Origin of the sequence: Sporosarcina sp. USHLN248, assembly GCF_037144575.1 — a bacterium.
GTDB classification, from domain to species: Bacteria; Bacillota; Bacilli; order Bacillales_A; family Planococcaceae; genus Sporosarcina; species Sporosarcina contaminans.
In genome coordinates this window covers 88,074-111,918 of sequence record NZ_JBBCZC010000001.1, presented here as the reverse complement: position 1 = coordinate 111,918, position 23,845 = coordinate 88,074, and the positions used below count along the sequence as shown (strand labels likewise).

20 protein-coding genes are annotated in these 23,845 nt (G+C 42.3%); 2 read left to right on the top strand and 18 right to left on the bottom strand.

Going from position 1 to position 23,845, the window contains the following annotated elements:
* Positions 1–95 precede the first annotated feature (95 nt).
* The 9 genes from WFH04_RS00465 to WFH04_RS00425 all read right to left on the bottom strand — a co-directional run bounded on the left by WFH04_RS00465 (position 96) and on the right by WFH04_RS00425 (position 13,432).
* The gene (locus WFH04_RS00465; RefSeq protein WP_336822075.1) at positions 96–1,553 is read right to left on the bottom strand and encodes an alpha-amylase family glycosyl hydrolase; all 1,458 of its coding nucleotides are present in this window, start codon (positions 1,551–1,553) and stop codon (positions 96–98) included.
* A gap of 190 nt (positions 1,554–1,743) precedes the next feature.
* Positions 1,744–1,866 carry a hypothetical protein gene (locus WFH04_RS00460; RefSeq protein ID WP_336822074.1) on the bottom strand — a complete coding sequence of 41 codons (123 nt, stop codon included), beginning with the start codon at positions 1,864–1,866 and terminating at the stop codon, positions 1,744–1,746.
* Positions 1,867–1,905: 39 nt separating this feature from the next.
* On the bottom strand, positions 1,906–2,280 hold the full coding sequence (locus tag WFH04_RS00455) for a YisL family protein (RefSeq protein WP_336822073.1): 375 nt from the start codon (positions 2,278–2,280) through the stop codon (positions 1,906–1,908).
* A 74-nt stretch (positions 2,281–2,354) separates the two neighbouring features.
* On the bottom strand, positions 2,355–3,254 hold the full coding sequence (locus WFH04_RS00450) for a fumarylacetoacetate hydrolase family protein (protein WP_336822181.1): 900 nt from the start codon (positions 3,252–3,254) through the stop codon (positions 2,355–2,357).
* Positions 3,255–3,373: 119 nt separating this feature from the next.
* A complete protein-coding gene (locus tag WFH04_RS00445; RefSeq protein ID WP_336822072.1) occupies positions 3,374–4,552 on the bottom strand; it encodes a DUF418 domain-containing protein in 1,179 nt (392 codons plus the stop codon).
* Positions 4,549–8,268, bottom strand: coding sequence for a helicase-exonuclease AddAB subunit AddA (gene addA / locus WFH04_RS00440; RefSeq protein ID WP_336822071.1), 3,720 nt, complete (start codon positions 8,266–8,268; stop codon positions 4,549–4,551). The genes WFH04_RS00445 and addA overlap by 4 nt, the downstream gene beginning before the upstream one ends.
* Positions 8,252–11,743, bottom strand: coding sequence for a helicase-exonuclease AddAB subunit AddB (gene addB / locus WFH04_RS00435; protein ID WP_336822070.1), 3,492 nt, complete (start codon positions 11,741–11,743; stop codon positions 8,252–8,254). The genes addA and addB overlap by 17 nt, the downstream gene beginning before the upstream one ends.
* Positions 11,744–12,537: 794 nt before the next feature.
* A complete protein-coding gene (locus WFH04_RS00430) occupies positions 12,538–12,687 on the bottom strand; it encodes a hypothetical protein (protein WP_336822069.1) in 150 nt (49 codons plus the stop codon).
* A gap of 127 nt (positions 12,688–12,814) precedes the next feature.
* Positions 12,815–13,432, bottom strand: a complete 618-nt coding sequence (locus WFH04_RS00425; RefSeq protein WP_336822068.1) for a TVP38/TMEM64 family protein — start codon at positions 13,430–13,432, stop codon at positions 12,815–12,817.
* Positions 13,433–13,611: 179 nt separating this feature from the next.
* Here WFH04_RS00425 and WFH04_RS00420 point away from each other — a divergent pair, with 179 nt between their 5' ends.
* Positions 13,612–14,337, top strand: a complete 726-nt coding sequence (locus tag WFH04_RS00420) for an AzlC family ABC transporter permease (protein WP_336822067.1) — start codon at positions 13,612–13,614, stop codon at positions 14,335–14,337.
* On the top strand, positions 14,337–14,648 hold the full coding sequence (locus tag WFH04_RS00415) for an AzlD domain-containing protein (protein WP_336822066.1): 312 nt from the start codon (positions 14,337–14,339) through the stop codon (positions 14,646–14,648). The genes WFH04_RS00420 and WFH04_RS00415 overlap by 1 nt, the downstream gene beginning before the upstream one ends.
* Positions 14,649–14,707: 59 nt before the next feature.
* Here the strand turns inward: WFH04_RS00415 and WFH04_RS00410 are convergent, their stop codons facing one another.
* From WFH04_RS00410 to cccB, 9 genes are all read right to left on the bottom strand, one after another.
* Entirely contained in the window at positions 14,708–14,971 is a 264-nt protein-coding gene (locus tag WFH04_RS00410; RefSeq protein ID WP_336822065.1) for a CsbA family protein, read from the bottom strand.
* Positions 14,972–14,990: 19 nt separating this feature from the next.
* Positions 14,991–16,160 carry a PDZ domain-containing protein gene (locus WFH04_RS00405; RefSeq protein ID WP_336822064.1) on the bottom strand — a complete coding sequence of 390 codons (1,170 nt, stop codon included), beginning with the start codon at positions 16,158–16,160 and terminating at the stop codon, positions 14,991–14,993.
* An 894-nt stretch (positions 16,161–17,054) separates the two neighbouring features.
* Positions 17,055–18,500, bottom strand: coding sequence for a S41 family peptidase (locus WFH04_RS00400; protein ID WP_381482344.1), 1,446 nt, complete (start codon positions 18,498–18,500; stop codon positions 17,055–17,057).
* A 71-nt stretch (positions 18,501–18,571) separates the two neighbouring features.
* Positions 18,572–19,168 (bottom strand): redoxin domain-containing protein, encoded by a 597-nt coding sequence (locus WFH04_RS00395; RefSeq protein ID WP_336822062.1) that lies wholly within the window; start codon positions 19,166–19,168, stop codon positions 18,572–18,574.
* Complete coding sequence (locus WFH04_RS00390) at positions 19,165–19,815, bottom strand: hypothetical protein (protein WP_336822061.1); 651 nt, start codon at positions 19,813–19,815, stop codon at positions 19,165–19,167. Before WFH04_RS00390 ends, WFH04_RS00395 begins: the two co-directional genes overlap by 4 nt.
* A 152-nt stretch (positions 19,816–19,967) precedes the next feature.
* On the bottom strand, positions 19,968–21,260 hold the full coding sequence (locus WFH04_RS00385; RefSeq protein WP_336822060.1) for a murein hydrolase activator EnvC family protein: 1,293 nt from the start codon (positions 21,258–21,260) through the stop codon (positions 19,968–19,970).
* A gap of 126 nt (positions 21,261–21,386) precedes the next feature.
* Entirely contained in the window at positions 21,387–22,271 is an 885-nt protein-coding gene (gene ftsX, locus WFH04_RS00380; RefSeq protein ID WP_336822059.1) for a permease-like cell division protein FtsX, read from the bottom strand.
* Entirely contained in the window at positions 22,261–22,947 is a 687-nt protein-coding gene (ftsE, locus tag WFH04_RS00375; RefSeq protein ID WP_336822058.1) for a cell division ATP-binding protein FtsE, read from the bottom strand. The genes ftsX and ftsE overlap by 11 nt, the downstream gene beginning before the upstream one ends.
* Before the next feature lie 466 nt (positions 22,948–23,413).
* Positions 23,414–23,746, bottom strand: coding sequence for a cytochrome c551 (cccB, locus tag WFH04_RS00370; protein ID WP_336822057.1), 333 nt, complete (start codon positions 23,744–23,746; stop codon positions 23,414–23,416).
* Positions 23,747–23,845: the final 99 nt, after the last annotated feature.

Here is a 23,845-nt window from a genome sequence, read left to right as displayed (position 1 = left end):
GAGCAACGTTTCAAGGATACACCGCATTTCATCAACAGAAATAGGGGCTGTTCAGAAAGTCAGTTTTTTACCGACTTTCTGAACAGCCCCTTCGTTTATTTTTTCTCTATAGAATTTTCTTGTTTTCTGCGGGCTCGTCCTTTTTTAATGGCAGTGAACAAGAATCCTAAAAAGATAATGTACACTAAGATGGATGCGATCAAGTAAGGCGTATTATATCCTTTATCTTCGTCAGCAATATATACTTCTGCCATTTCTCGGTCTAAAACGATTCGGAAAACATCATCATCTGATTCACGAATTAAATCGCTATCCAATAAACCGCGAAGCTTTTTATTATCGCCAATTTTAGAAACGGGAATTTCGACACTCGCCGTTTTAGTCGTATTGTTGATCGCGATAATCCAAGTCTCATCCTTTGATGAACGTTTATATACTAAAAATCCACCTTTATTATGCAGCATCTCAAAGTCGCCATTGCGCAATGTTTCGGATTGATTGCGTAAAAGATTCAAGTTGCCTATTAACTCTGCAAGTTCCATATCCGTTTTGAAGTTGAAGAACGGGTGGCTTTCTGGTGCTTCCTTTCCGTTTACTGCAATTTCAGTTCCATATGGTACAAGAGGAATGCCAGGCAATGTAAATAGTGCAGTCGCAGCGACTTTCCAGCGAGTAGGAGGAAACATTCTCGCCTCTACCATTTCATATGTTAGTCGGGATCCAGCCAAATCATCAAACTGAATGATACCATTTGAATTGCTTTCATCGAAAACATCCATTACGGATGAATCTGGATCAGATGTTGCAAATGTTTGACGGAGCGCATCCATAACCGTTGTATTTGGCGAAGCATCAAAATTGGCTTCGCTTTCTTCGTCCGTCAAAATATACATGTCCGGCTTTACGTTACGGATTGCCGATATCATTGAATTCAGATTTTCATCAGAAAAAGCGTCAATTTTTGTTAGTCGAATTCCATCCAGATCATATGAAGTAGCAAATTCGACAACCGCCTCCGTCAATGCTTCGACAGTTGTACTGTCGCTTACATCCCAATTCACTGTGCCATTTTCAGCAGGCAACGAAGGAATTTTATCCTCTTTTACCCATTCATGATTTGCACTTACTTTGCCTAAAGGAAAGTCCGCAACAAGCTTTAATTTCTTGTTATGCACTTCTTTTAGCAAAGCTTTCAATTCATCTTCCGTTCCGAAATGAGGTTCCAGCTTCGTGTAAGAAAGCGGCTTTCCACCATCATACGTTTCCGTTTCGAAAACTGGGCCAATTGAAATCAGTGTGAAGCCCATATCAATTATATGTTGCAGCCTCGAAGCAATGCCCGCAAAATCTCCGCCATTGAAAGCGAAAGGATCTTGTGCATCTACATCGATATCATTTTTTCCATCTCCATTATTAAAGCGGTCCACCAATAAATCGTAAATGCTCTCATCTTCAATTGTACTTTCGCCTTTTGCGAACGAAGTCGCAGGCATAACAATTTGGAAAAGCAACAATACGGCGGCGGCTACGCCAATCAGTCTTCTTCCTTTCACAAAAAAAGCCTCCTCAACAAGCTATCTCTTGCCATTTTATCAAACGACAACCCCCCCCGCCATTCTTTGAAATAAAAATATAGTTTCCTACAACGAAATAGGTCGAATTTGTGAAATAAAGAAGAACAAAAGCAAGAAAAAACCGGATCGTCAGTGGGTTTCCACTTTCCATCCGGCCTTTTGTTTACCATCAGTCTGTCCATTCATCTTCTCGCACACGAGATTTTCGGTAAATGAGAAACACTGCAACTGCAAAAACAGCCATCAATGCGATCAAAATACTTAACAAGATTGCTCCTATGCCAATTGCCATTTTCATCATCCTCCCTTTAGACTGACTCAGATGTATTTCTTAGAAAAATTCAAATCCCATCGGTAGTTTAAAACCGAAAAACATTGTTGCAAATAGGAAGACAAAGAATAGGATCCAAAGCACCCCGACGCTTTTGCCTTTTTGAGATCGTACTAATACCATCTCCATCATTCCAATCGTCAACAGACCTAATAGGAATTTAATGCCGTATTCAGCGCCTCTACCATAATCCATGCCTTTTATGAAAAGGAGAATCCCCGAAAATAGAATGAGCACATAAAACAAACGTGCGATCATATGGGTAATTTTTTTTCCTTTCGAACCGTTCGCCATTACAGCTGCAACTAAAAATACGATAATACCGACAACCCATGTAAATATATGGAAATGGGTCGTGTCAGATAAAAAGCCCAAACTGTTCACCTCATCTATTATTGTTTCCTCTACATCCTACCATAGAAATTGGTTCTCTTAATAGAAATATGGTCTTAGACGAAGCGATTGACTAGTGTGCCAATCCCCTCGATCGAAATCTTCACAGTGTCGCCTTTTTTCAAAAAAACAGGAGGATTCATACCTTTTCCTACACCTGCTGGCGTACCTGTCATAATAACATCGCCAGGCTCCAAAGTAACATATTTTGAGACCTCAGCAATCAATTCATCTATTTTGAAAATCATATCGGAAGTATGGCCATTTTGACGGACTTCATCGTTTACTTTCGTCACGACGGACAACTGATGAGCATCAGGTATTTCATCTTTTGTTACAATGTATGGCCCCATCGGACAAGAACCGTCCAAGCTCTTTCCTAAGAAGAATTGCTTATGAGCGTATTGGACATCCCGAGCGGTTACATCATTAGCGATCGTATAGCCAAATACGTGATCATAAGAAAGTTGCTTCGGAATTTTGCTTCCTTTTTTACCGATAACGACTGCAAGCTCTCCTTCATAATCAAGATTTTCTGTCACCTCAGAATGTATCGGCAGCTCCTGCCCATCCGCAGCAATCGCAGTTGGCGATTTCGTAAAAATCATCAATTTTTCAGGTGGTGCATCTGACCCCATCTCCGCCGCATGGTCCGCATAATTCTTTCCAACACAAAGGATGTTTTTCGGCGTTCTCGGGATTGGCGCAAGCCATTCGATATCTTTGAACGCATACTTGAATTGTTCAGGATTTTCACTTACCCTCGCCTGTTCCGCCAATTTCCGCACCTTTTCAACAAACTCCATTCCCGATGCGATTCCTTCAACGATTGTAGATGGAAAATCCTTCTCTCCAAATGTTTCGGCAATTAATAGTACGTCCCAAACTGCTTCCTCTTTCTTCACTTTAGGGCCGAAACGTGTTTTTCCTTTGTATTTGAACGACAAAAGTTTCATTGACAAGCTCATCCTTCCTCATTTGTATGTGCTTACTTCGGTTGTCACACTCTACTGCTAACAATGAAAATAGCAGACTGAAAGCTTTGCTTCGTCTCTTCATTCTACAAAACTGTCTCTTATCCTTCTTTTTTCATAACGTTTTTCCCATACGTTCCTTTTCTCCAAATCCATTCGAATGGTCCCATCTTGAATTTCATGAGCCACAATTCAGCGAAAATGACTTGCAGAACAAAAATGCCTATAGCAATCATCATGCCAGTTTCCAAATCTACTTTTCCGTAAAGACCAAAACCGTAGCCATAGAAAATGATCGTAGCAACGATTGACTGGGTCAAATACGTTGTCAATGACATTCTTCCAGCTTTTGCGACCGGTCGGAAAACTGTCCGGAAAAAAGTCAGCTGGCAAAGCAATATAATCATTCCCCCATAGCCGATCGCCAATATTGGTCCACCGATGAGCTGTTGCAATAATTGATTGGATTGTGTCGTATCCGTCATATAAGGGATATATTTAATGAAGAAACCTGCGATTAAAGCAATAACCGTCACGATTGAAATCCTTGCTTTCCATTCTCCAGCTCGTTCAAATAATTTCGCTTTCGAAAACCAAGCCCCAATCATAATGAGTGGCAAAATCATAAAGACACCCATGACCGCACTCGTTAAACCAAACATTAACCATTCGAACGTCCGGAAGATGAGTGCCTCACCGTATGTTCCGTGTGCATAAGCCGAAATGGCCAATTCAATTTGCTGTATATCAACATAGCCATCCATCAATTCCCCTGGACTCACCTTTTCAATGAGCAAAACCCCTACAATGAGGAGGGCCGTTGGAATTAAATAAATGATGAAAGCGATTGGCAACAGCCATTTTTTGGGTATGCGAATGGCAGCAATCATGATGAAACCCATCACAGCATACGTAAACAAAATATCGCCAGACCATACGAAAATCGCATGGATGAGACCAAATCCCATTAATATCGCAAGTCGCTTTGCCATAATTGGTGCAAACGGCTTTCCATTCCGTTTTGCTTTTTCATATTGCATATTCAGTCCATAGCCGAACAGCATCGCGAAAATCGGATAAAAACTTGCTTCCACAAATACATTGATCCATTTATACAATTCAACATCGCTCGGTATCGTAAACCAAGAATGCGGATCAATATAAAAATAAGGTGTATGGAAGGTAAGCATATTCGCGATGAAGATGCCAAGGAGTGCAAAGCCCCTCAGCATATCCAACGACTCAATACGCTCCTTCGTTGTTGTCGGTAATAAAGTCAAATCGATTCCTCCTGAACATGCACAGTCTTTTCTCCGTCAAACAAATAGAGCACCATCTCTTTAATGTGGATTCGGGTAATTGCCTCTATCGCCTTCTTATAAAGGCTCATTTGAACGCCGTACCTTCGTTGCATCTCCTGCTGCAATTCGTCTTCCGACTTGAAACGCCCCCGTATATGGTCTGTTTTATAATCAAGCAATACCCATCCATCTTTCTCCTTGAACAGACAATCAGCGATCCCTTGCAAAATTTGATGATCACCGTTATCTCCATCATACGCATACGTAAACGGCGCCTCTCTAAGCACATGTTCTGATTTCTGCAGTCTAGAGAAGATCGGCGTATGGAAAAATTGCACAATCGAATTTGACCTTACCGCATTCGCTTCCTCAGCAGTGAGCAGCTGCCGTATTTCAAGGTCAGAAACAAAAGACTCCACTTCCCGAACATTCGGTATATGCTTCAAATCAATATGTTGCATAACCGTATGCATCGCCGTCCCAATCTCTGCAGCTGATAATGTACGTTGCTGCATGAATGCCGGACGATCATGCAAATAAGGCGAACTCACTTCATCATCTTTCGTTGTGAACCAATCGTCGAAATCAGGTTCATCATTCAATAAAGAAAGCCGCTTTAATTCGCTAACGGTTTGCTTCGATCGCTTCGCCACGGAAGCCATATATGGATAAACGAAATCAAACCGCTTTTTCACTTCAGCCGCCCATTGCTCGTCAACAGGTTCATTCAACAAATCATCTACGGATGAATGTACTTCCTGCTCCGCATCCTCAACTATATTTGTATCTGCCATGAAATGCGTAATAGGATAAGCCGCTAATGACCATGTCGAAGGATCATCGATTACTTTGCCGCCGTCCATCATGCCGAACTTCATGAAATCCCTATGCCGTGCAACTGCTGGACCGATCCAGTCCAAATAGCCGTTCGCTTTGGAGCGTGTATACTCTGGCAGCATTTCATCCGGCTCTAACAGCTGGGCATCTTGCCATTTGCCGATCGTCTTCTCAATGTCCTTAACAGTCGCAACCAACTCAAGATGCTCTTTTGCCCTCGTCATTGCAACGTACAAAATTCGCATTTCTTCTGAACGCATTTCCAATTCCTTTTTCTCTTTCATTGCTAAAAAAGGAAGGGATGTGTAGGTGACCCGCAATTCCGGATCGATCGCTTTCACTGCTAAACCGAAATGCTGGTCAAATAAATACGGTTCATTAAAATCCATCTTATTGAACTGTCTGCCGGCTCCCGCAATGAAAACGTAAGGGAACTCCAAACCTTTCGATGAATGGATCGTCATCATACGAACGACATCTTCTGTTTCACTGACAAATCTCGCTGCCCCTAGATCATCGCCGCGCTTTTGCATCCGATCGATGAAACGCAAAAACCGGAACAGCCCCCGGAAAGACGTCTTCTCATAGTCAATCGCCCGATCATGCAACGCACGCAAATTCGCTTGTCGCTGCTTGCCATTCGGCATCGCACCTACCATTTCATAATAATGCGTATCCGTGTACACTTGCCAAATTAAGTCAGCCAACGATCCTCTTCTTGATAAATTGCGCCAGTCTTCAAACATGATGAAAAACCTTTGCAACTTCCTTTGCGTTTCGGGAGCTACGCCCGATCCTCCCTTTGCCATGAACGCTTTTAACGCTTCGTAAAAGGATTTGTTTTTATCGGCTAAACGGATTTGCGCCAACTCATTTTCCGTCATACCGACAAACGGCGCGCGCAAGACGGAGGCAAGCGGAATATCTTGGTAAGGATTATCGATAACACGCAAAGTGTTCAACATAATCATTACTTCAATAGCTTCAAAATAGCCTTTGGATACTTCTGCATAAATCGGAATGCCCGCTAACTTGAACTCTTCGGCAATCTCCCCAGACCATGTCATCGAGCGCATTAAAATGACGATGTCCCTATATTCCAAAGGCCTTTTGCGTTCAGTAAATGCATCCGTCACCTCCGCGCCAGAAGCCATCCATTCCTTAATTTTGCGGATCATATATCTTGCTTCCGCTTGTGAGCTTTTCAAACTTTGCCCTGTCAATTCATCCGCTTCTTCGACGAACTCTTCCTCATCAGGCTCATACAACAATGTCAGCCCGGCAGCAACTTCTTTTTCAGGATAACGCGCACCGTATTTCAAAGCCGCCGCTTCATCATAATCAATTTCTCCGACCCGCTCGCCCATTACTTGAGAAAAAACGAAATTCGTCGCATCCAACACTTCTTTGCGGCTTCGGAAATTTGCATTCAAGTCGATTTTCAGACCGTTCGAACCTTCTGTTGTAAAACGATTGTATTTCCCTAAAAACAATCCCGGTTCTGCTAATCGGAAACGATAGATCGATTGCTTTACATCCCCTACCATGAACAAATTCCCGTCAGCTTCTCCGCCCCGTTTCACCAATTGAATAATTGCTTCCTGCAGCAAATTCGTATCTTGGTATTCATCGACAAGCACTTCCGCAAAACGATTCAAATAATCGAGTGCAACGTCTGACGGCAATAGCTTCCCATCCTGCTCTTTAGATAATATTCGAAGGGCGAAATGCTCCAAATCGGAAAAATCGATGAGCCCACGATCGGTTTTCACTTGCTCATACCGCTTACCAAAATCGATCACTAATTCGATTAACGTTTCCATTGCAGGGGCCATCAATCGAATTTCATCCAATAAACGTTTCGGCGTTCTCGTGAAATACGATTCTTTCAATGCATTTACAAGCTTCTTCACCGTATCACGCAAATTTTTAGCACGTTTCGCCAAATCTTCATCACAGCTGTTTTTCCGGATTGTTCCCGCTTTTACCCACGTTAATGAATGAAAGAAGGTGTATGTCTCTTCCCATGTACCTTCCATAATCCGGCGGCGCGCTTCATTTAACCAAAGCAAGTCGGCTTCCGCAGTTGCAATTAAAGGCTCTGGACCTTCCGGCATCATTGCGATTCTCTGCATATCCTTTGACAATGCAATTGCTTCTTCCAAAGAATGGCGAATGGCTGTCTTCAACGGACCGATAAATGCCAAATCTTCTATTTCGGCATCTTCAGCAATGTTATACTCTTCCGGAATCATCCTCAGCCATTTTTCAGGTGATGGATGAACTCTTGAATAATCGTATAGCCGGTCGATGAGGGTTTCGATCGACTGGTCATTTCGATCTGATGTGAAGCTGTCCGCAAGTCTGTACATCGCCTCTGGATCTGGTGCGTCATATGCCTCTTCTAACACTTCACCGATGACATCATCACGCAGCAAAGCGGCCTCCGTCGTATCCGCGATGCGGAAGCCCGGATCGATATCGATCAAATAAGCGTATTGCCTAACAACGTTTAAACAGAAAGAATGAAGCGTAGAAATTTGTGCTTTATTCAATAAGCTCAATTGCCTTCTCAAATGGACCGATTCCGGATTGGTCGCAATCGCCTCTTCCAAAGCTTCCGCCATTCTATGGCGCATTTCGGCAGCCGCAGCATTTGTAAACGTAACGACTAACAGCTCGTCGACGTCAATTGGATTTTTTTCATTCAACACTTTCTCAATCATCCGGGTGATCAACACTTTCGTCTTGCCCGACCCGGCTGCTGCAGAAACAAGGATGTCCTTTCCGCTCGCCCAAATCGCTTTCCACTGCGCGTCCGTAAACGTCACGTCTGCGGGCTTAATCGGAATGTCCATCATCCAACACATCCTTCCTCATTTTTGCAAGTGACTCTTCCGGATTTAACGATTCATATTGTCTGTACGTTTGCGCCGGGTCCGACGGGTCGAACTGGCAAACGGAACGATACGAACAGAACTCGCATGGCATCCGGTCTTTCAATTTATATGGAAGCACGCGGGCATCTCCTGCAAGCATCCCATCTCCCGCCTGCCGATGGCGATGTCTTACAAACTTCCGAACGACTTGCAAATCGTCCGTAGACAATACTTTAGACGCTTTAGTAAATGATCCGTCCGTCTTCAACGCAGCAGGCACGATTGTGGAAGTTTTGCCGATATTTGCGTCCATACCCATAACTACGTCTTGATTGTCCAACAAATAACCACGCATTTTATATGATTTCAACAGTTCTTTTTCAATTAATTCCTCAGTCAGTTCCATTTCAGTGCGGATCATCGGATTATGGATATGCAAATAAAGAACACCAGCAGGATCTGCCTTAAAGCCGATCCATTGCTCCGCATTTTCAACAGCTACATCCAAATAAGTGAGCATTTGCAACGAAATTCCGTAATAAACATCCGACAAATCCAATGCCTTCGCAGAAGATTTATAATCGACAATTCGCACATACTTTTTGCCATTGATTTCCGTAGCATCCACTCTATCAATTCTGCCGCTTAAACGCATTTCCTTCCCACGGCGCAGCGGGATATCCAATGAAGGCAAAGGCTCATTAGGTCCAAATGACGCTTCAATTGCAACCGGCTTGAATACACTTGAAGTCGCTTGATTGCTTATAGCAAAAATGGTCCGCTGCAAAATGTGCGTCAATTTTCGTCGAATATAATGATAGCGGCTCGTTGATAGTAGTATCCGATTGAAAAAAGCAGGCGCAATCTGTTCCATTGCATCTTTTGCCAAACCAAAGCATTCCGCTTTCGTCAGTTGCGTCCAAGATTTTCCCGTTCGGATCACTTCATCCGAAATCCATTTCAATGCCGCGTGGAACAAATCACCAATAGAAGGTGCCTCTAACGTATATTCCTGTCTTTCCCGCAAGCCTAGCCCATACGTCGCGTAATGCTGGAAAGGACAGCTATAATACGACTCTACCCTTGAAACGCTCGACACGAATGACGAACCATACAAGCCTTCCGTCAGATTGGGCATCAGCCGCTCCGTTTTATTCCGCTCCATTATAGGCTTCGTTATGTACTGCAACACAGAAGACCATAACGGGTCCTCTTCATAGTAAGAGTGAACCGCTCTCCACTCGGCAGGTAGTGCACCGCCCTGCTCCGCTTCTCTCAGCTTCATTGACAAATAAGGCAATGCCGTCCGAGGATGTATAATGTACTCTGATTCCGCTCGGTTATCCGGTAATTCGGATGGATCCGACACAACCATTTCCAACTCAATACCTAACAGCAACTGTTGGACTCGAGGGATATAAAATGATGGTAATAACGATTTCCCTTCCTCATCTGCGATCGGATAGGAAATATACAATTCTTCCCGAGAAGCAGTAAATGCCCGATACGCCATATACGCCTCGTCCATAAGTTTCATTTTGGCAGATGGTGCCAATTCCAATCCACTTTTGTTGAACCATTCCCGATCAGCATCAGATAAGATTCCTTCCGGCTCAATACGCTGCGGCAACACACCGTCATTCACTCCGATCACAAAACTAACGTCAATTTCCATGAAGCTGGCCAATTCAATTGTCGTCACCGTCACTTGATCTACCGCAGGGGGAATGCGCGTAAATTCCAGCGTATCGAATCCTTCATCCAATATTCGGGCGGCATCTATTGGATCGATTTCCTGATCGCCAAACATGAGCACAAACTGATCCAATACATGAATATAATTATCCCAAGCTTGATCGTGTTCAGTAGCACTTAACAGTTGTCCTCTTTGCTCCTCCGCAGTCCGCAAATCTACAATTTTATCGAAGATTGATAAAGATTCCATAAATAAAAACAGTGCTTCTGCAACTTCACGGCCCCGCTTCGCCCGTTTCAGCCGCCCGTCAAATTCCGCAAGCGGAACACGGATGACATCGCGAATTCGATGCAGCTCTTTCTGAAATGCCAACTCTTCGTCCGTCTGCACTTGCGTGAACTTCTCAAGCCCACGGTACTTCTTCACACGCCATCTCGTATCATCGAACCAACGATTGCCATATATTCCGTTCGCCAATACGTAGTTCTCCAACTGATCTGCTCGCTCTCGCCAAATGAGCCGATCCTCACCATGCGGGAAAAACAGATCCGTCTTCACAGCACGGAATATCGCTTCGTATGACCAGCCACCTGTGACAGCCTCCAGTACCGAACGAGAAAATTCAATAAGCGGGTGATGAAGCATAGGCTTTTTCCTGCTAATGAACACCGGAATATCATACTGTCCGAAAATCGTCTCAATGAGCTCATCATATTTGTCGGGCTGACGATAAAGAATGGCGATTTCTTTAAACCGTTTCCCAGACATAACTAATTCACGGATTTTGCGCGCAACCGCATGCACTTCTGCCCTACGGTCTGTCGCTTCAATTAAACGGACTGCCCCTTCATACTTTCGAGGTTGCGCAGGGTAATTTTCAATTTCCCGCTCGAAATGACGAAGCTCTTCATTACGAAAACGCAGCGTTTCATTGAAATGAATCCTTTCTTCCACTTCAACGGCCTCCAAGCGCGCAATTTCCTGCAAACGCATCGACGTGCGTACCGGGTTGAAAAACAACTCATGATCCGCATGCCCCGACAAATCGGATTCCATCGGCAAAACAACCGTCAATCGTTTACAATGCTTCATCAGTTCCGTAATAATCTCGTACTCTCTCGCTGTAAAACTTTCAAAACCATCTATATATACGTCGGCTTCTGCAATAAGTTCCGAATATTTTATTTGAGAAGCCAACAAAGCCAAATGCCCTTCCGAATCAACATATGACGCACCTAACCGCTCTTCAATTTTCCTTTGCAATAAAGAAAGGTCACTCACCTTATCTTGCAAAGTGCGCGGTGCTCCCGCCTCTTTCAAATCTGATTGCAAGCCAATCAAAGAAGCTTCATCTAAACAGTAGCGGCTAAACTCCTTCATCAAGTCACCGATTTTCTCTGTAAATCCTCTTTTATTGGCAGCTTGTTTGAACAGCTTTAAATCATCGCGGTTTTCTTCCAGCACGCTTCTCACAAGCATCCGATAACCGAATCCATCCACCTCTTTGCGAGTAATGCCCCCTGTCTCCTGCAACACCCGCCATGCAAGTCGTTTAAACGTCGACACCTGTGCCCGGATTAACCCATTCAATCCAAAATTCACGGACAAGCTATGCTCCATTGAAAACGACATTTGATCTGGAACGATCAAAACGACTGGAGGCCCTAATGGATCATGTTGTAAATTCTCTGCAATTTCCTGTTCAATAAACGTCGTCTTGCCAGTACCCGACCGGCCTGTAACAAACCGTAAAGACACTGTACTCACTCCTTCCAAGCATGCCCTATCGCATGAAAATGTACACCGTTCCTGCAGTCTATAAAATCGGCTCCATGGAACCGTTCCCTCGAATACAATCTACCGAACGTTACAATAGCATTTCTTCTGCAATTTATTCGTAAGCTTTTTTGCTAAATTAAGTAAAAAAATCCCTATCTTCCTTTCTTTCATTGTACCGAAAGATGAAGAAGACAGAAACCTTTTCACTGTATCCAATATCTACTTGTCTCATCTTCTATACGATAATAAACCTACAACCCAAGTATAAGTAGGTCCGAAAAACGCATAATTCCCAATACAGGCGCATAAATACCGTAAAAGACGCATAAATTATTTTGCTCACTCATAAACACTAATAAATACATATAAACAAACGCGAACAACGCATATATGCATACCCATGCTCATAAATCCTGTTTTTGCACGCATAAATTATTTTGCTCACTCATAAACAATCATAAATACGCATATACAATCGCGAACAACGCATATATGCGTCCTCATGCTCATAAATCCTGTTACTGCACGCATAAATTATTTTGCGCACTCATAAACACTAATAAATACGCTAAACAATCGCGAACAACGCATATATGCCTACCCATGCTCATAAATCCCGTTACTGCACGCATAAAATATTTAGCACACTCATAAACAATCATAGATACGCATAAACAAACGCGAACAACGCACAACTTCTGTTACAAGCGCATAATTGCCTCAAACAAAATATGAAAAGCATTTAATTTGTCAAAAGCATTCAGCGCGCAGCCCTATTCTAATAAAATTCCCGACAGCCCGCGTCCTTTTCGACAAAACCGGTCCAGCCAAATACTTAACCGATCGATCCCCCTACTTAACCGATAGAACCATCTTCTCAATCCTTCGATTCCTCCGATAAACTGCCCGAACCTAACATCCAATCGCTCGATGTCTCCACATCACTGCTCGAACTTATCATCTAACCGACTGATGACTCAACAAAAGCCCATGAAAGGACATTCTTCTTTTCTCTTAGAGCACAACATGTTTTCCAATAAATATCCCGATTTATTCGTCCTGTTTATACATCGTGCTTGATTCCTCTTCAACCCGCTTATCGATCCGTTTCTCAAACCATTTTCCGATGAGCCATAATAGAACGATAATCCCGATGACGACGCCTGTCCGAATTGGTTTTGTTAAAAGCGCCTTCAAATCGTTTCCGATGTAACTAATGGTAAAAATCATAACAAACTTTCCGGCCATAAGAATCATTAAGTAATTTTTCTTCTTCATATTCGATAAGCCCGCTACTAAGTTCACTAACGCTGACGGTGTAAATGGAAAACAGATCAATATGAACAGCGGTCCAAAACCGTTCCTTTCCACCCAGTGGATCAATTGCTGCACGCGAGCATGCCTTGTCAAAAAACGCAATAAACGTTTTCGCCCATATTTCCGTATAATTAAAAACACGGCATAAGAACCTGCTACAGTTCCCGCCCATGATAATATGAACCCATACCATAATCCGTAAGCTCCTGCATTCGCAAATACAAAAACGAATAACGGGAGAAATGGCAAAAACGACTCTATGAAAGGCAATAACAATCCAATAAACGGACCTAACGCCTTATATTGCTCTGCCAATTCAATTACTTTATCAACATTTAACCATTCATTCATGCTTTCACACCCTTACCAAATCACAATCCAATCTACAACGACAAACAATTTATAAAAAGATAGGTACTGTTATACATAGAATGCCTATTTTAAATATTCCCTTTTCCCTTAATAGAATACCACCTATTCGTAAAAATATAGTATAATTTCATTCATATCGCTCAGAAAGATGTGACATAATGATGAAAAATCAATTTCTTTCAGGAATGAAAGCAGGCATGAGCATTGCCATCGGCTATTTTCCTGTAGCACTTACATTCGGATTATTGGCTAAAACGACTGGTCTCTCCCTCATTGAAACGACTGCAATGAGTCTGCTCGTCTTTGCAGGGGCTTCCCAATACATCGCTCTTAACCTAATCTCTTTTGGAGTCGATCCGCTTTTAATCGTCATGAATACATTCATCGTCAACATCCGTCACTTTCTTATGACGGCATCGCTGAACGAAAAGATGCAAAGCGCTCCAAAATGGGTGAAAGCAATCTATGCATTTTTCGTAACAGACGAGTCATTTTCAATGTTAGCGACAAGGAAAGAAAACAAAATCTCAACATCATTCGCATTTGGTACCTTACTAATCGGTTACTTTAGCTGGGTTTTCTTCACGATCGTAGGCCATATCGTAGGCGCAAACTTGCCGCAGTTTTTGCAAGCTGCGATGTCAATCGCCTTATATGCCATGTTTGTCGGTCTGCTAGTGCCTTCCATGAAAGGAAACCGAAAAGTTGTTATGCTGGCAGGCACTGCCGCATTCGTCCATTCCCTTCTTTATATGACGTCACTTTCGACAGGATGGGCCATATTAATCTCTACACTATTCTCAGCTATATTCATAGAAATGATTTACTCGAAACATCAAAAGAAACATAGTTTTGCCTTCAAAGAAAAGGAGGAAGCAAACTGATGGGAGCTACATATTGGTTCATGTTATTCGGCATGATGCTCGTAACATACATTCCACGAATGATTCCATTGACATTTTTGGATGGCAAAGAATTGCCCCCAATTGTTAGCGGTGTCTTACGCAATATTCCTTATGCCGTTTTAGGTGCATTAATTTTCCCTGCAATTATTTTCGTTCAAGAAGGTAATCTACTTTTCGGCATCATCGGAACCGCCACTGCATTCCTTATCGCTATTTTCGGCGGTGGTGTCATGTCGGTCGTATTAGGAACAATTGGAGTCCTATCCGTTTATAGTTTATTTTTTCTATAAAAATACACGTCCCCTCCTTTAAGGGTGACGTGTATTTTCAGCTTCACTTTATTTCATTTTCAGCCTTCTTCTTGCTTTCCATGCTTTCTTGCCTTTTTCACCATGCGCGTCGCATACCAAAAACCTACTGTAAGCGATGCTGCATCTGCCACATACAGAATCCAATTATGTGTATAGCCTGCATATACAGATGCCGCAATGAGCGCAATTGTCAATGTGAGGCCGACAATATGGTGAAACGTCACCCGAGTGAAAAATATGACTAATAAACCGGGTAAAAACAAGGCGAGCAAAAGCTTCGTTTCCAACGTTGCAAGATCCATTTCCTACACCCTTCCCGGATTATCGTACTACTAATAAACCTAACCGGTGATGATCATGGCGATAAAGCACTTGCTGCATAAGCCTTACCTCTCCATCCCGTCCAATTACCTGCAAGCGGCAATGGGCCGCGTTCACTTGAATCGCGTCGTACAATTCTTTTTCATTAGATACTTGTATGCCATTCACCGCACGAATACACTCGCCTAACATAAGCCCCAACTTTTCTCCAGGAGACTCAGGTAAAATGCCAGCGATGATGACACCGGAAGATTGCGGCGACACAACATAATGCCCTTTCCGTTCACGTACCGCAATGACGACGGTAATAACAATCCTGCAAACAACACCAATCAGTAAAGCTGCCCAGCCTAATATCGGCATCCATATTGCCCCAATTCCTACCGCCGCGACAGCTAAACCGACAATCCAAATAACTCGTCCCATTTTAGGAAATAAAACATCCGGAAAACTCCCTCTAGCGACTTGCGAAAATCCGATAATGACTGGAACCGGAACAAAACTGAAAGCAGTCGCCCCTAAAGTGAACTGTGGCCAATACGGTGCGTAGCCGGAAATCAAGTCACCCGGTACTAAAAATACGACTGGCAATAGCCAAAGCCGCTTCAACTTAAAAGCCGCTGCTCGCAAGCCCCTCTTCGTATTAACCAAATAAGGCGAAGAATATTTATCAGCCCGTTTTTGAATTAACAGCCCTTCCGCAACTAATAACAAACCTCCGATAATCGGAATTGTCACTGCCAATTCCCCGAAGAAATCCATGTCGTTTAACGACCAACCACGGAACGCAAAATTCTGCCCAAAATATTGCATGCCATATAATCCAAAAAACGCAATCGCTACAGCATAGATCGGAGAGGTGATCTGATAATAAAAAGTACACATCAATAATAGCGCAATTGCTGAAAACACAACAATCCAACCAATATCAACCGTCAATCCAATACCGGAAATGAACACGGACAATACAATTGCATGGATATAAGACTCTGATAACAGTCGTTTCAACTCCGTCAAACCCGGTAGCAAACGGACTAAGAAGCTGCGCCGCTCCCGCTTCACCCGAAAATATCCTAAACCGATCGCAGCGAAAATTGCCACTAACCATAATGGATTCAGAAAAAACAGTGCAACCGCCTTCAATAGCTCCAATAAGACACTTTCATTCATCCTCCAACACCATCCAATCCCCGAAAACTATTATCCTATATTGTATCAAATCAACACCCATAAATGGAACAACTGCACAAAAATAATCCGATCCACATAGAACATAGTGAAAAAACGCATATATCGTCTCATAAACGTATAACGGTAAACAAAAACGTATACGTCAATTTGAAAGCGTATAACCCCCCTCTTCTACTCATAATTCATTTCAAAAACGCAAAACGATCAACAAAAACGCATAGTCCATTCCATTAACGCATTACTCCACTGTTCAACTCATAATTCGTTTCAAAAACGCAAAACGATCAACAAAGACGCATAGTCCATTCCATTAACGCATTACTCCACTGTTCTACTCATAATTCATTTCAAAAACGCAAAACGATCAACAAAAACGCATAGTCCATTCCATTAATGCATTACTCCACTCTTTAACTCATAAATCATTTCAGAAACGCAAAACGATCAACAAAGACGCATTTTCCATTCCATAAACGCATTACTCCACTGTTCAACTCATAATTCATTTCAAAAACGCAAAACGATCAACAAAAACGCATATTCCATTCCATTAACGCATTACTCCACTCTTTAACTCATAAATCATTTCAGAAACGCAAAACGATCAACAAAGACGCATATTCCATTCCAAAAACGCATTACTCCACTGTTCAACTCATAATTCATTTCAAAAACGCAAAACGATCAACAAAAACGCATATTCCATTAACGCATTACTCCACTGTTCAACTCATAATTCGTTTCAGAAACGCAAAACGATCAACAAAAACGCATAGTTCAGTTTCACCACCGCATAATTTCCCTCCTCATCATATACAAAAAACCTTTTGTAAGTTGTTAGCCTACAAAAGGTTTCATTCCACTATTCACACTTCAATCACCACTTAACAAATGATGCATATAGCCGACTGCAACTTGTAATTGTTTATCATTTTTACGATCATTCCGATATGCCTCCACTTTCTCTCGTAATGCACCAAAAAACTTCCGATCCATAATACTATCTTCTTCCACCTGCGATTCCACTCTGAAATCATGTACAGCAAGAGCTGTTGATTCATCAAAATAACCATCTTCACGATCTATCGTATATCCTAAACCGGACAACAACCTTTGAGCATACGCAATATCATCGTGATAGTCGCCTACAGAATATACTTCCGTTGAAAAGCGAATATGCTCCGTAAACAATTTATTCTGTTCGGTTTCCAAATCGGCTTCGACACCTTTGCCATGGATCCACTTCTCTTTCGGCGTCAACCATTTATGGGTCGACAGCTTCATCTCCCCACCATTGGATAGCTCCATCGTATCTTGCACAGTTCCTTTCCCAAAACTCATATTGCCGATAATAAACCCTCTACGCAAATCCTTCATCGCTCCGGACAGCACTTCGCTCGCTGAAGCGCTTCCTTTATCTTGCAAAATGACTATTGGCATTTTCTTTAATTTCGGATCATATTGAAACTCTTCAGAAGGGCCCGTAACAAGTGGTGTCAACATTCCACGAGGATCTTGCATATACGCGAAAACTGTATCATCTTCCAATAAACTGCCCGCAATTTCACCGACAGCTCGCAAATAGCCTCCCGGATTGCCCCGCAAATCGACTAAAAGCGCCTCAGCCCCACCGACAATCAACTCATCCGTCGCTTTTTTCCACTCCTTAGCACTTTCATCACCGAACATCGATAACGCTATGTAACCGAACTTTTGGCCCCTCTCTTCCATCAATTCCGCTTGCACTGTTTTTACAGGCATCACTTCACGCAAAACTTTTAATTCAAGATGCTTTCCTAAATCTGGCCGATAAATTGTCATCGAAACTGCTGTTCCTTCTTTTCCGCGAATCTTCTTCACAACATCTTGTAGCGATAAACCACCTAATGCTTCTCCGTTAATCCGTACAATTTCATCATATGGCTGCAAACCAGCTTTTTCCGCTGGCGATCCTTTAACAGGCGCTACAATAATGTACTTATTGCCAGAACGGGTAATTTCCGCTCCAATTCCGACTTTCTCCCCTGCCAACGATTCACGATGAGACGCCGCTTCCTCTTCGGATAAATACGTCGAATACGGATCGCCAATTACGTCAGCCATGCCGCGCAACGCCCCTTCAATCAGCATGTCCCCTTCAACCGGGTATACCGCATTTTCCTGAATTATACCGTACGCTTCATTGATGACAGGAAACGAAGCTTTCTCAGTTTGACCAACTTTTCTCTCCCCGTTAGCTGAACAGCCATCCAAAATAATGAACACTACTGTTGCCAATGCCGCTAAACTCAAAAATAAGAAAAACCGGCTTCTGCGCAATGTGAACACCCCTCCTCCATCCACTATATGAATGAAGTCAGTTTGTTACGACTACAGAAATCCGGCTTTTCTTAATCTAAGTTTTCTACAAGTTGCTCGATCGTTCTTTCATCCATTGGACCGACTATCTTATTAGCAATCCGGCCGTCGGTTTCAAGCATATAAGTCGTTGGCAAATAGTACACCTGGTACAGTTCTTCAATCTTCCCTTTATCATCCAAAGGAATCGGGAACGTTAATCCGTATGACTCGGCAAATTCTTGAACGGCCTTTACGCCTCTTGACTCGCTACCTGTTATATTAACAGCAATGATTTCAACGTTTTCCTCATCTTTGTTATTTTGATAGTAATTTTGCATATGTGGCATTTCTGCCTTGCACGGCGGACACCAAGTTGCCCAGAAATTTAAAATGACTTTTTTTCCTTGAAGGTCGGATAGTTTCACAACTTCACCATCAATCGTCGTCAACTCAAAATCCGGCGGCACATCACCTTGCCCTAAACCGGCATCCACTTCAGCTTCATTATCACCTAATGAAACCGCTCCGTCTACTGATGTAAGCGCCGTATCAATCGGTTCTGGTTTTTCCAAATTCGATTTCACCATTAAAACGATCATCGTACCGATAATAAGTCCAGCGATCACGTAGCCAATCGTTTTTTTCAAAATGATTCCCCCTTTATCTTAAGTTTTCGTTCTTCATTCCAAATAAGAAATGAAAAGAAAACAGCAATCATGACAGTAACATGCAATGAAAAATTATGTAATCCTTGCGGCATAAATGCAGACAGGAACAAATGGACAGCTACGAACAACCAAATTAATGGTATCCGACTCGTTTTTCTCAAACCTTTTATTATATAAATTAAACTTGCTGTGAACAGCATAATTGTCAATAGGAACAAACTCAAGCTTCCTTTATTTAACAAAACGACTATTACTTGAAATACGGATTGCGCAATGAACGAGCCAACTAGCATTGCCTCGATTCCTCCATGAGCCAACTTGCCCTTATGCCAATCAATCCACGTCTTCACCATGACAAATAAAAGAGATAGCACAAATCCTGCAATCCCGCCATTAAAATATACGATCCCTAAAGGAGCACGCAAAATCATTTTAAAGTCTAAAAGAACAACTGACAGCTTCCATACTATGATTACATAAAAAAAAGCATCAGCTAAACGTACAGCATGCTGCTTTCCATACCATATCCGGATAGCAATATATGCCACAATGAAAGCGACAATGATTGCTGCCCAGGAAGAAGGAAATGTAAAGCTACCAATTGTATAAAAAGTTGTAACGTCCATTATATATATCCTTTCCCCATATACTTGCTATGGTATAGGAACGACTCCTAAATTGCGAGGAAACTGCTTTTCTGTTGCAATAAAAAAGCTGCTTAGAAAGCAGATATAACAACCTTCTAAGCAACATATTATGTTATAAACCTAAAAACATATTAAAACGATACATATCTCAACGGATTGACTGCGCTTGGACCAGAAGCTGTCCAGTTTCCTATATGCACTTCAAAATGGAGATGCGGGCCAGTAGATGCACCAGTCGTTCCAATTGCTCCAATATGCTGTCCTTTATCTACGACTTGTCCTGAACTTACATTGATTTTCGATAAATGAGCGTAAGCAGTCGTCATAATTGTACCGTCAACCGAATGGGTGATCATAATAACATTTCCAAGTCCTCCCATACGCCCTGCATACGAAACAACGCCATCAGCTGCCGCAATTACAGGGGTACCGATGGAATTCGCAATATCTACACCCCGATGTTGTTTCTTCGTATGATAGATTGGATGTGTCCGCCATCCAAATGAAGAGGTGAATCGACCATTCGCAGGTCTCGTCCAAAACCCGCTCGATACTGGTGGAAGTGTATTAGGATTTGCTGCCGCAGCCGCTTCCCTTTCCTTACGTTTACGCTCCGCTTCTCGACGAGCAACTTCCGCAGCGCGTTTTTGCTCAGCAATGATCTTTTTCTCCAATTCGGCTTCGATTTCAACCGTCTCATGGAATTCTTCTTCTAAAACTTTCTTTTCATTTGCAAGCTTCTCTTGTTCAGCCTCTAACTCATCGATCAACTTGCCCTTTGCCTTTTTCTTTTCTTGAAGATTCGCTTTCAGTCTTTCAAGTTTTGCTTTGTCCTCTTCAAGTTGCTTCAGCTTTTTCTCGACAAGCGCCTTCTCTTCTTCCAATTGCTCAATATCTTCTTGCTGTTTGCGCATAATATCACGGTCTGCATCCATCAATGTCGATACAGCTGAAAAACGGTCTATGAAATCTGCAAAACTATTAGCCCCTAATAGAACGTCTATATAACTGACTTGTCCGCCTTTCACTTGCATCGCCCGAACGCGGTCACGAAGAACGACATCCCGTTCAGCAATTTTTTGTTCCAAATCTTCAATCGAAGCTTTCAATTCATCGATTTCTTCATTGGTTTTGTTGATTTTATTAATAACACGATTCATATTTGCGTTCGTTTCTTCGATCTCTGCATTCAATTTCAAAATTTGATCCATAATCGTTTCAATTTTTGATTGATTGACTTTAATTGCCGAATCCTTCTTTTGAATGTTTGATTGAATAGTATTTTTCTTTTCCTTCGCTGCCTTCTGTTCATTCTTTAAATCATTAAGTGTACTCGCCAATACATTAGTTTCGCCAGCAAGTGACATAACTAAAAATAATACAGCAAAGCTCGCCAAAAACCATCTGCGCTTGTTCAACTTCATAGTTCCCCCTTCAGCTTTTTCTCTTTTCGTCCTGTATGACTTATTATCCCAATGCCAAATCTCACAAAAGCTTTCTTACTGATTCATACCAACACATTATAAGTGAAGGACTTCAAACGTTTTCTGTTAGGCTCTAAGAAACTTGCGCACTGACATGAAACTTCCCCAAACTCCAATAAATACACCCATGAATAGCAGCAACGCATTCACTTGGAGTATAAAAGGCGTTGCACTCAACAGTTGAAACAGCTCATTTTGCAACTTTGGTTCCCATTGCTCATACAATTCGTAATACGATACTGAAATGATGATCATCGGCAAAATAGCTCCTAAAATGCCAAGCCATATTCCTTCCAACACGAAAGGTATTCTTACAAAACTATTTGTTGCGCCAACTAATTTCATAATTTCAATTTCACGTCCGCGTGCTACAATCGTCAGACGAATCGTATTTGATATTAAGAACATAGCTGTGAACAACAGTGCCAAAATAAGGACCAGTCCGATATTTCGGCTCATACTTAACACATTGAACAGTTTTTCGACCTTTTCTTCGCCATAGACGACTTGATATGTGTTGTCATATGTATCAATTTTTTTGGCGATTGCCTCGGTCTCATGCGGATCTTCAGCTTTTACGTAAAGTGCGTCCCCTAATGGATTGCTTTGCTTATAAAGATTCAGCTCTTCCCCAAACGACTCGATCATCTTGTCCAATTCCTCATCCCTCGAGGAATAAACGACTTCCAAAACACCCTTCGTTTCCCTTACCTGCTTCTCAAGCACCTTGACTGCTTCAGCGTCTGCAGCTGGTTCAGCAATAACTTTAATTTCCACATCATTCTCGATGTTGTCCGCCAACTGATTCAAGTTCATCATAATGACGATAAATACACCGACTAATAGCAACGTCACTGTAACAGCACTAACTGAGGCAAACGTCATCCAGCTATTTCTACCGAGGCTCTTGAAGCTTTCCCGAAAATGCCGCCCCATCGTCCTAACCTTCATAGCCGTAAACCCCTTCATATTCATCCCGCGTAATCATGCCGCCTTCAACGACGATAACCCGGTGACGATTCGAATTTACAATTTCTTTATTATGCGTAGCCATGACAATCGTCGTGCCACGCGCATTAATTTGCTCAAATATTTTCATGATTTCCCAAGAAGTATCCGGGTCTAAGTTCCCTGTAGGTTCATCTGCGATCACAACTTTAGGCACGTTCACAATTGAACGCGCGATGGACACACGCTGCTGTTCTCCTCCAGACAATTCATTCGGAAACATTCTCGCCTTCTGTGTCAATCCGACAAGGCCCAATACATCATTCACCTTTTTGCGGATTTGGCTCGGCGTCTCCTCAATCACTTCCAATGCGAATGCCACATTCTCGTAAACATTCAATTTAGGAAGCAGTTTAAAGTCTTGGAACACAACACCAATCTGCCTGCGCAAATATGGAACACGCTTATTCCTTAACGTTGCAAGATTAATTCCGTTGATCACAATATCACCGCTAGTCGGTGACTCTTCGCGATACATCATCTTGATGAACGTCGATTTCCCTGCCCCGCTCGGCCCGACAACATACACAAACTCTCCCCGACCGATTTCGACATTGATGCCATTCGCGGCAACAACACCATTCGGGTATTTTTTATACACATCTTTCATCACAATCATGTAAAAACCACCTGAATAATTATTGTTTCTCCAAAAGCCGACAATCATATTATAACATGCTGACGACTAATAGGTATTACAGTTATATTTCAAATGTCCCGTCTTCTTCATTCCAATAACTAAAAACCTCCAAAAATCCCTACAAAACAACCTAAACCTCTGTAATATTTTCATAATACCCTCCAAAAATGCAAAGAATTCCATGAAGTGACAAAACTTCACCTCTTAGCAGAAATAAACAGCACATAAATTTCTAAATTAACGCTGAAACAACATCCTCTTACCCATAAAGCACAGTAAACACGCAAATTGACTACCTGCCACTCATCATTCGATTCAGAAACGCATATCCTACAAAAGACTCTTCCACACGCATAAAACAACTCGCTGAAGCATACTATCCTGTTGCCTTTTCCAAATAAAAAAACACAATAGGCCGAAGCCCATTGTGTTTTCATTACTGAAATTATTTTTTCTCAGCAAGCCATTTTGCAACAGCGTCCAATTCATCTCCGGAAATCAATCCACCTGGCATGCCGTTTGGCGTACCGTTTTCGATAATATCATGGATTTCAGACTCAGATAGTTCCGAACCGACATTTGCAAGCGCAGGAGCACTACCGCGTCCTTCAAGATTGCCTCCGTGGCAAGTCGCACAGTTTGCTTGGAATACTTTATCCGCATCAACGCCGCTTGCAGTATCCCCACCAGCATTGTTGTTGTCGGTTTTGTTTCCACCGCCACATGCACCAAGTACAAGCACCGCACCAAACATTACCGCTACTAGCTTGTTCTTCATTTTCCTTCCTCCTGTCGTAAAAATGATGAATACTTCATCCTTAATTATATCAAAGCATGAGGAAACAACACTTGCATAGAAGCATCCAATTTTATCAAA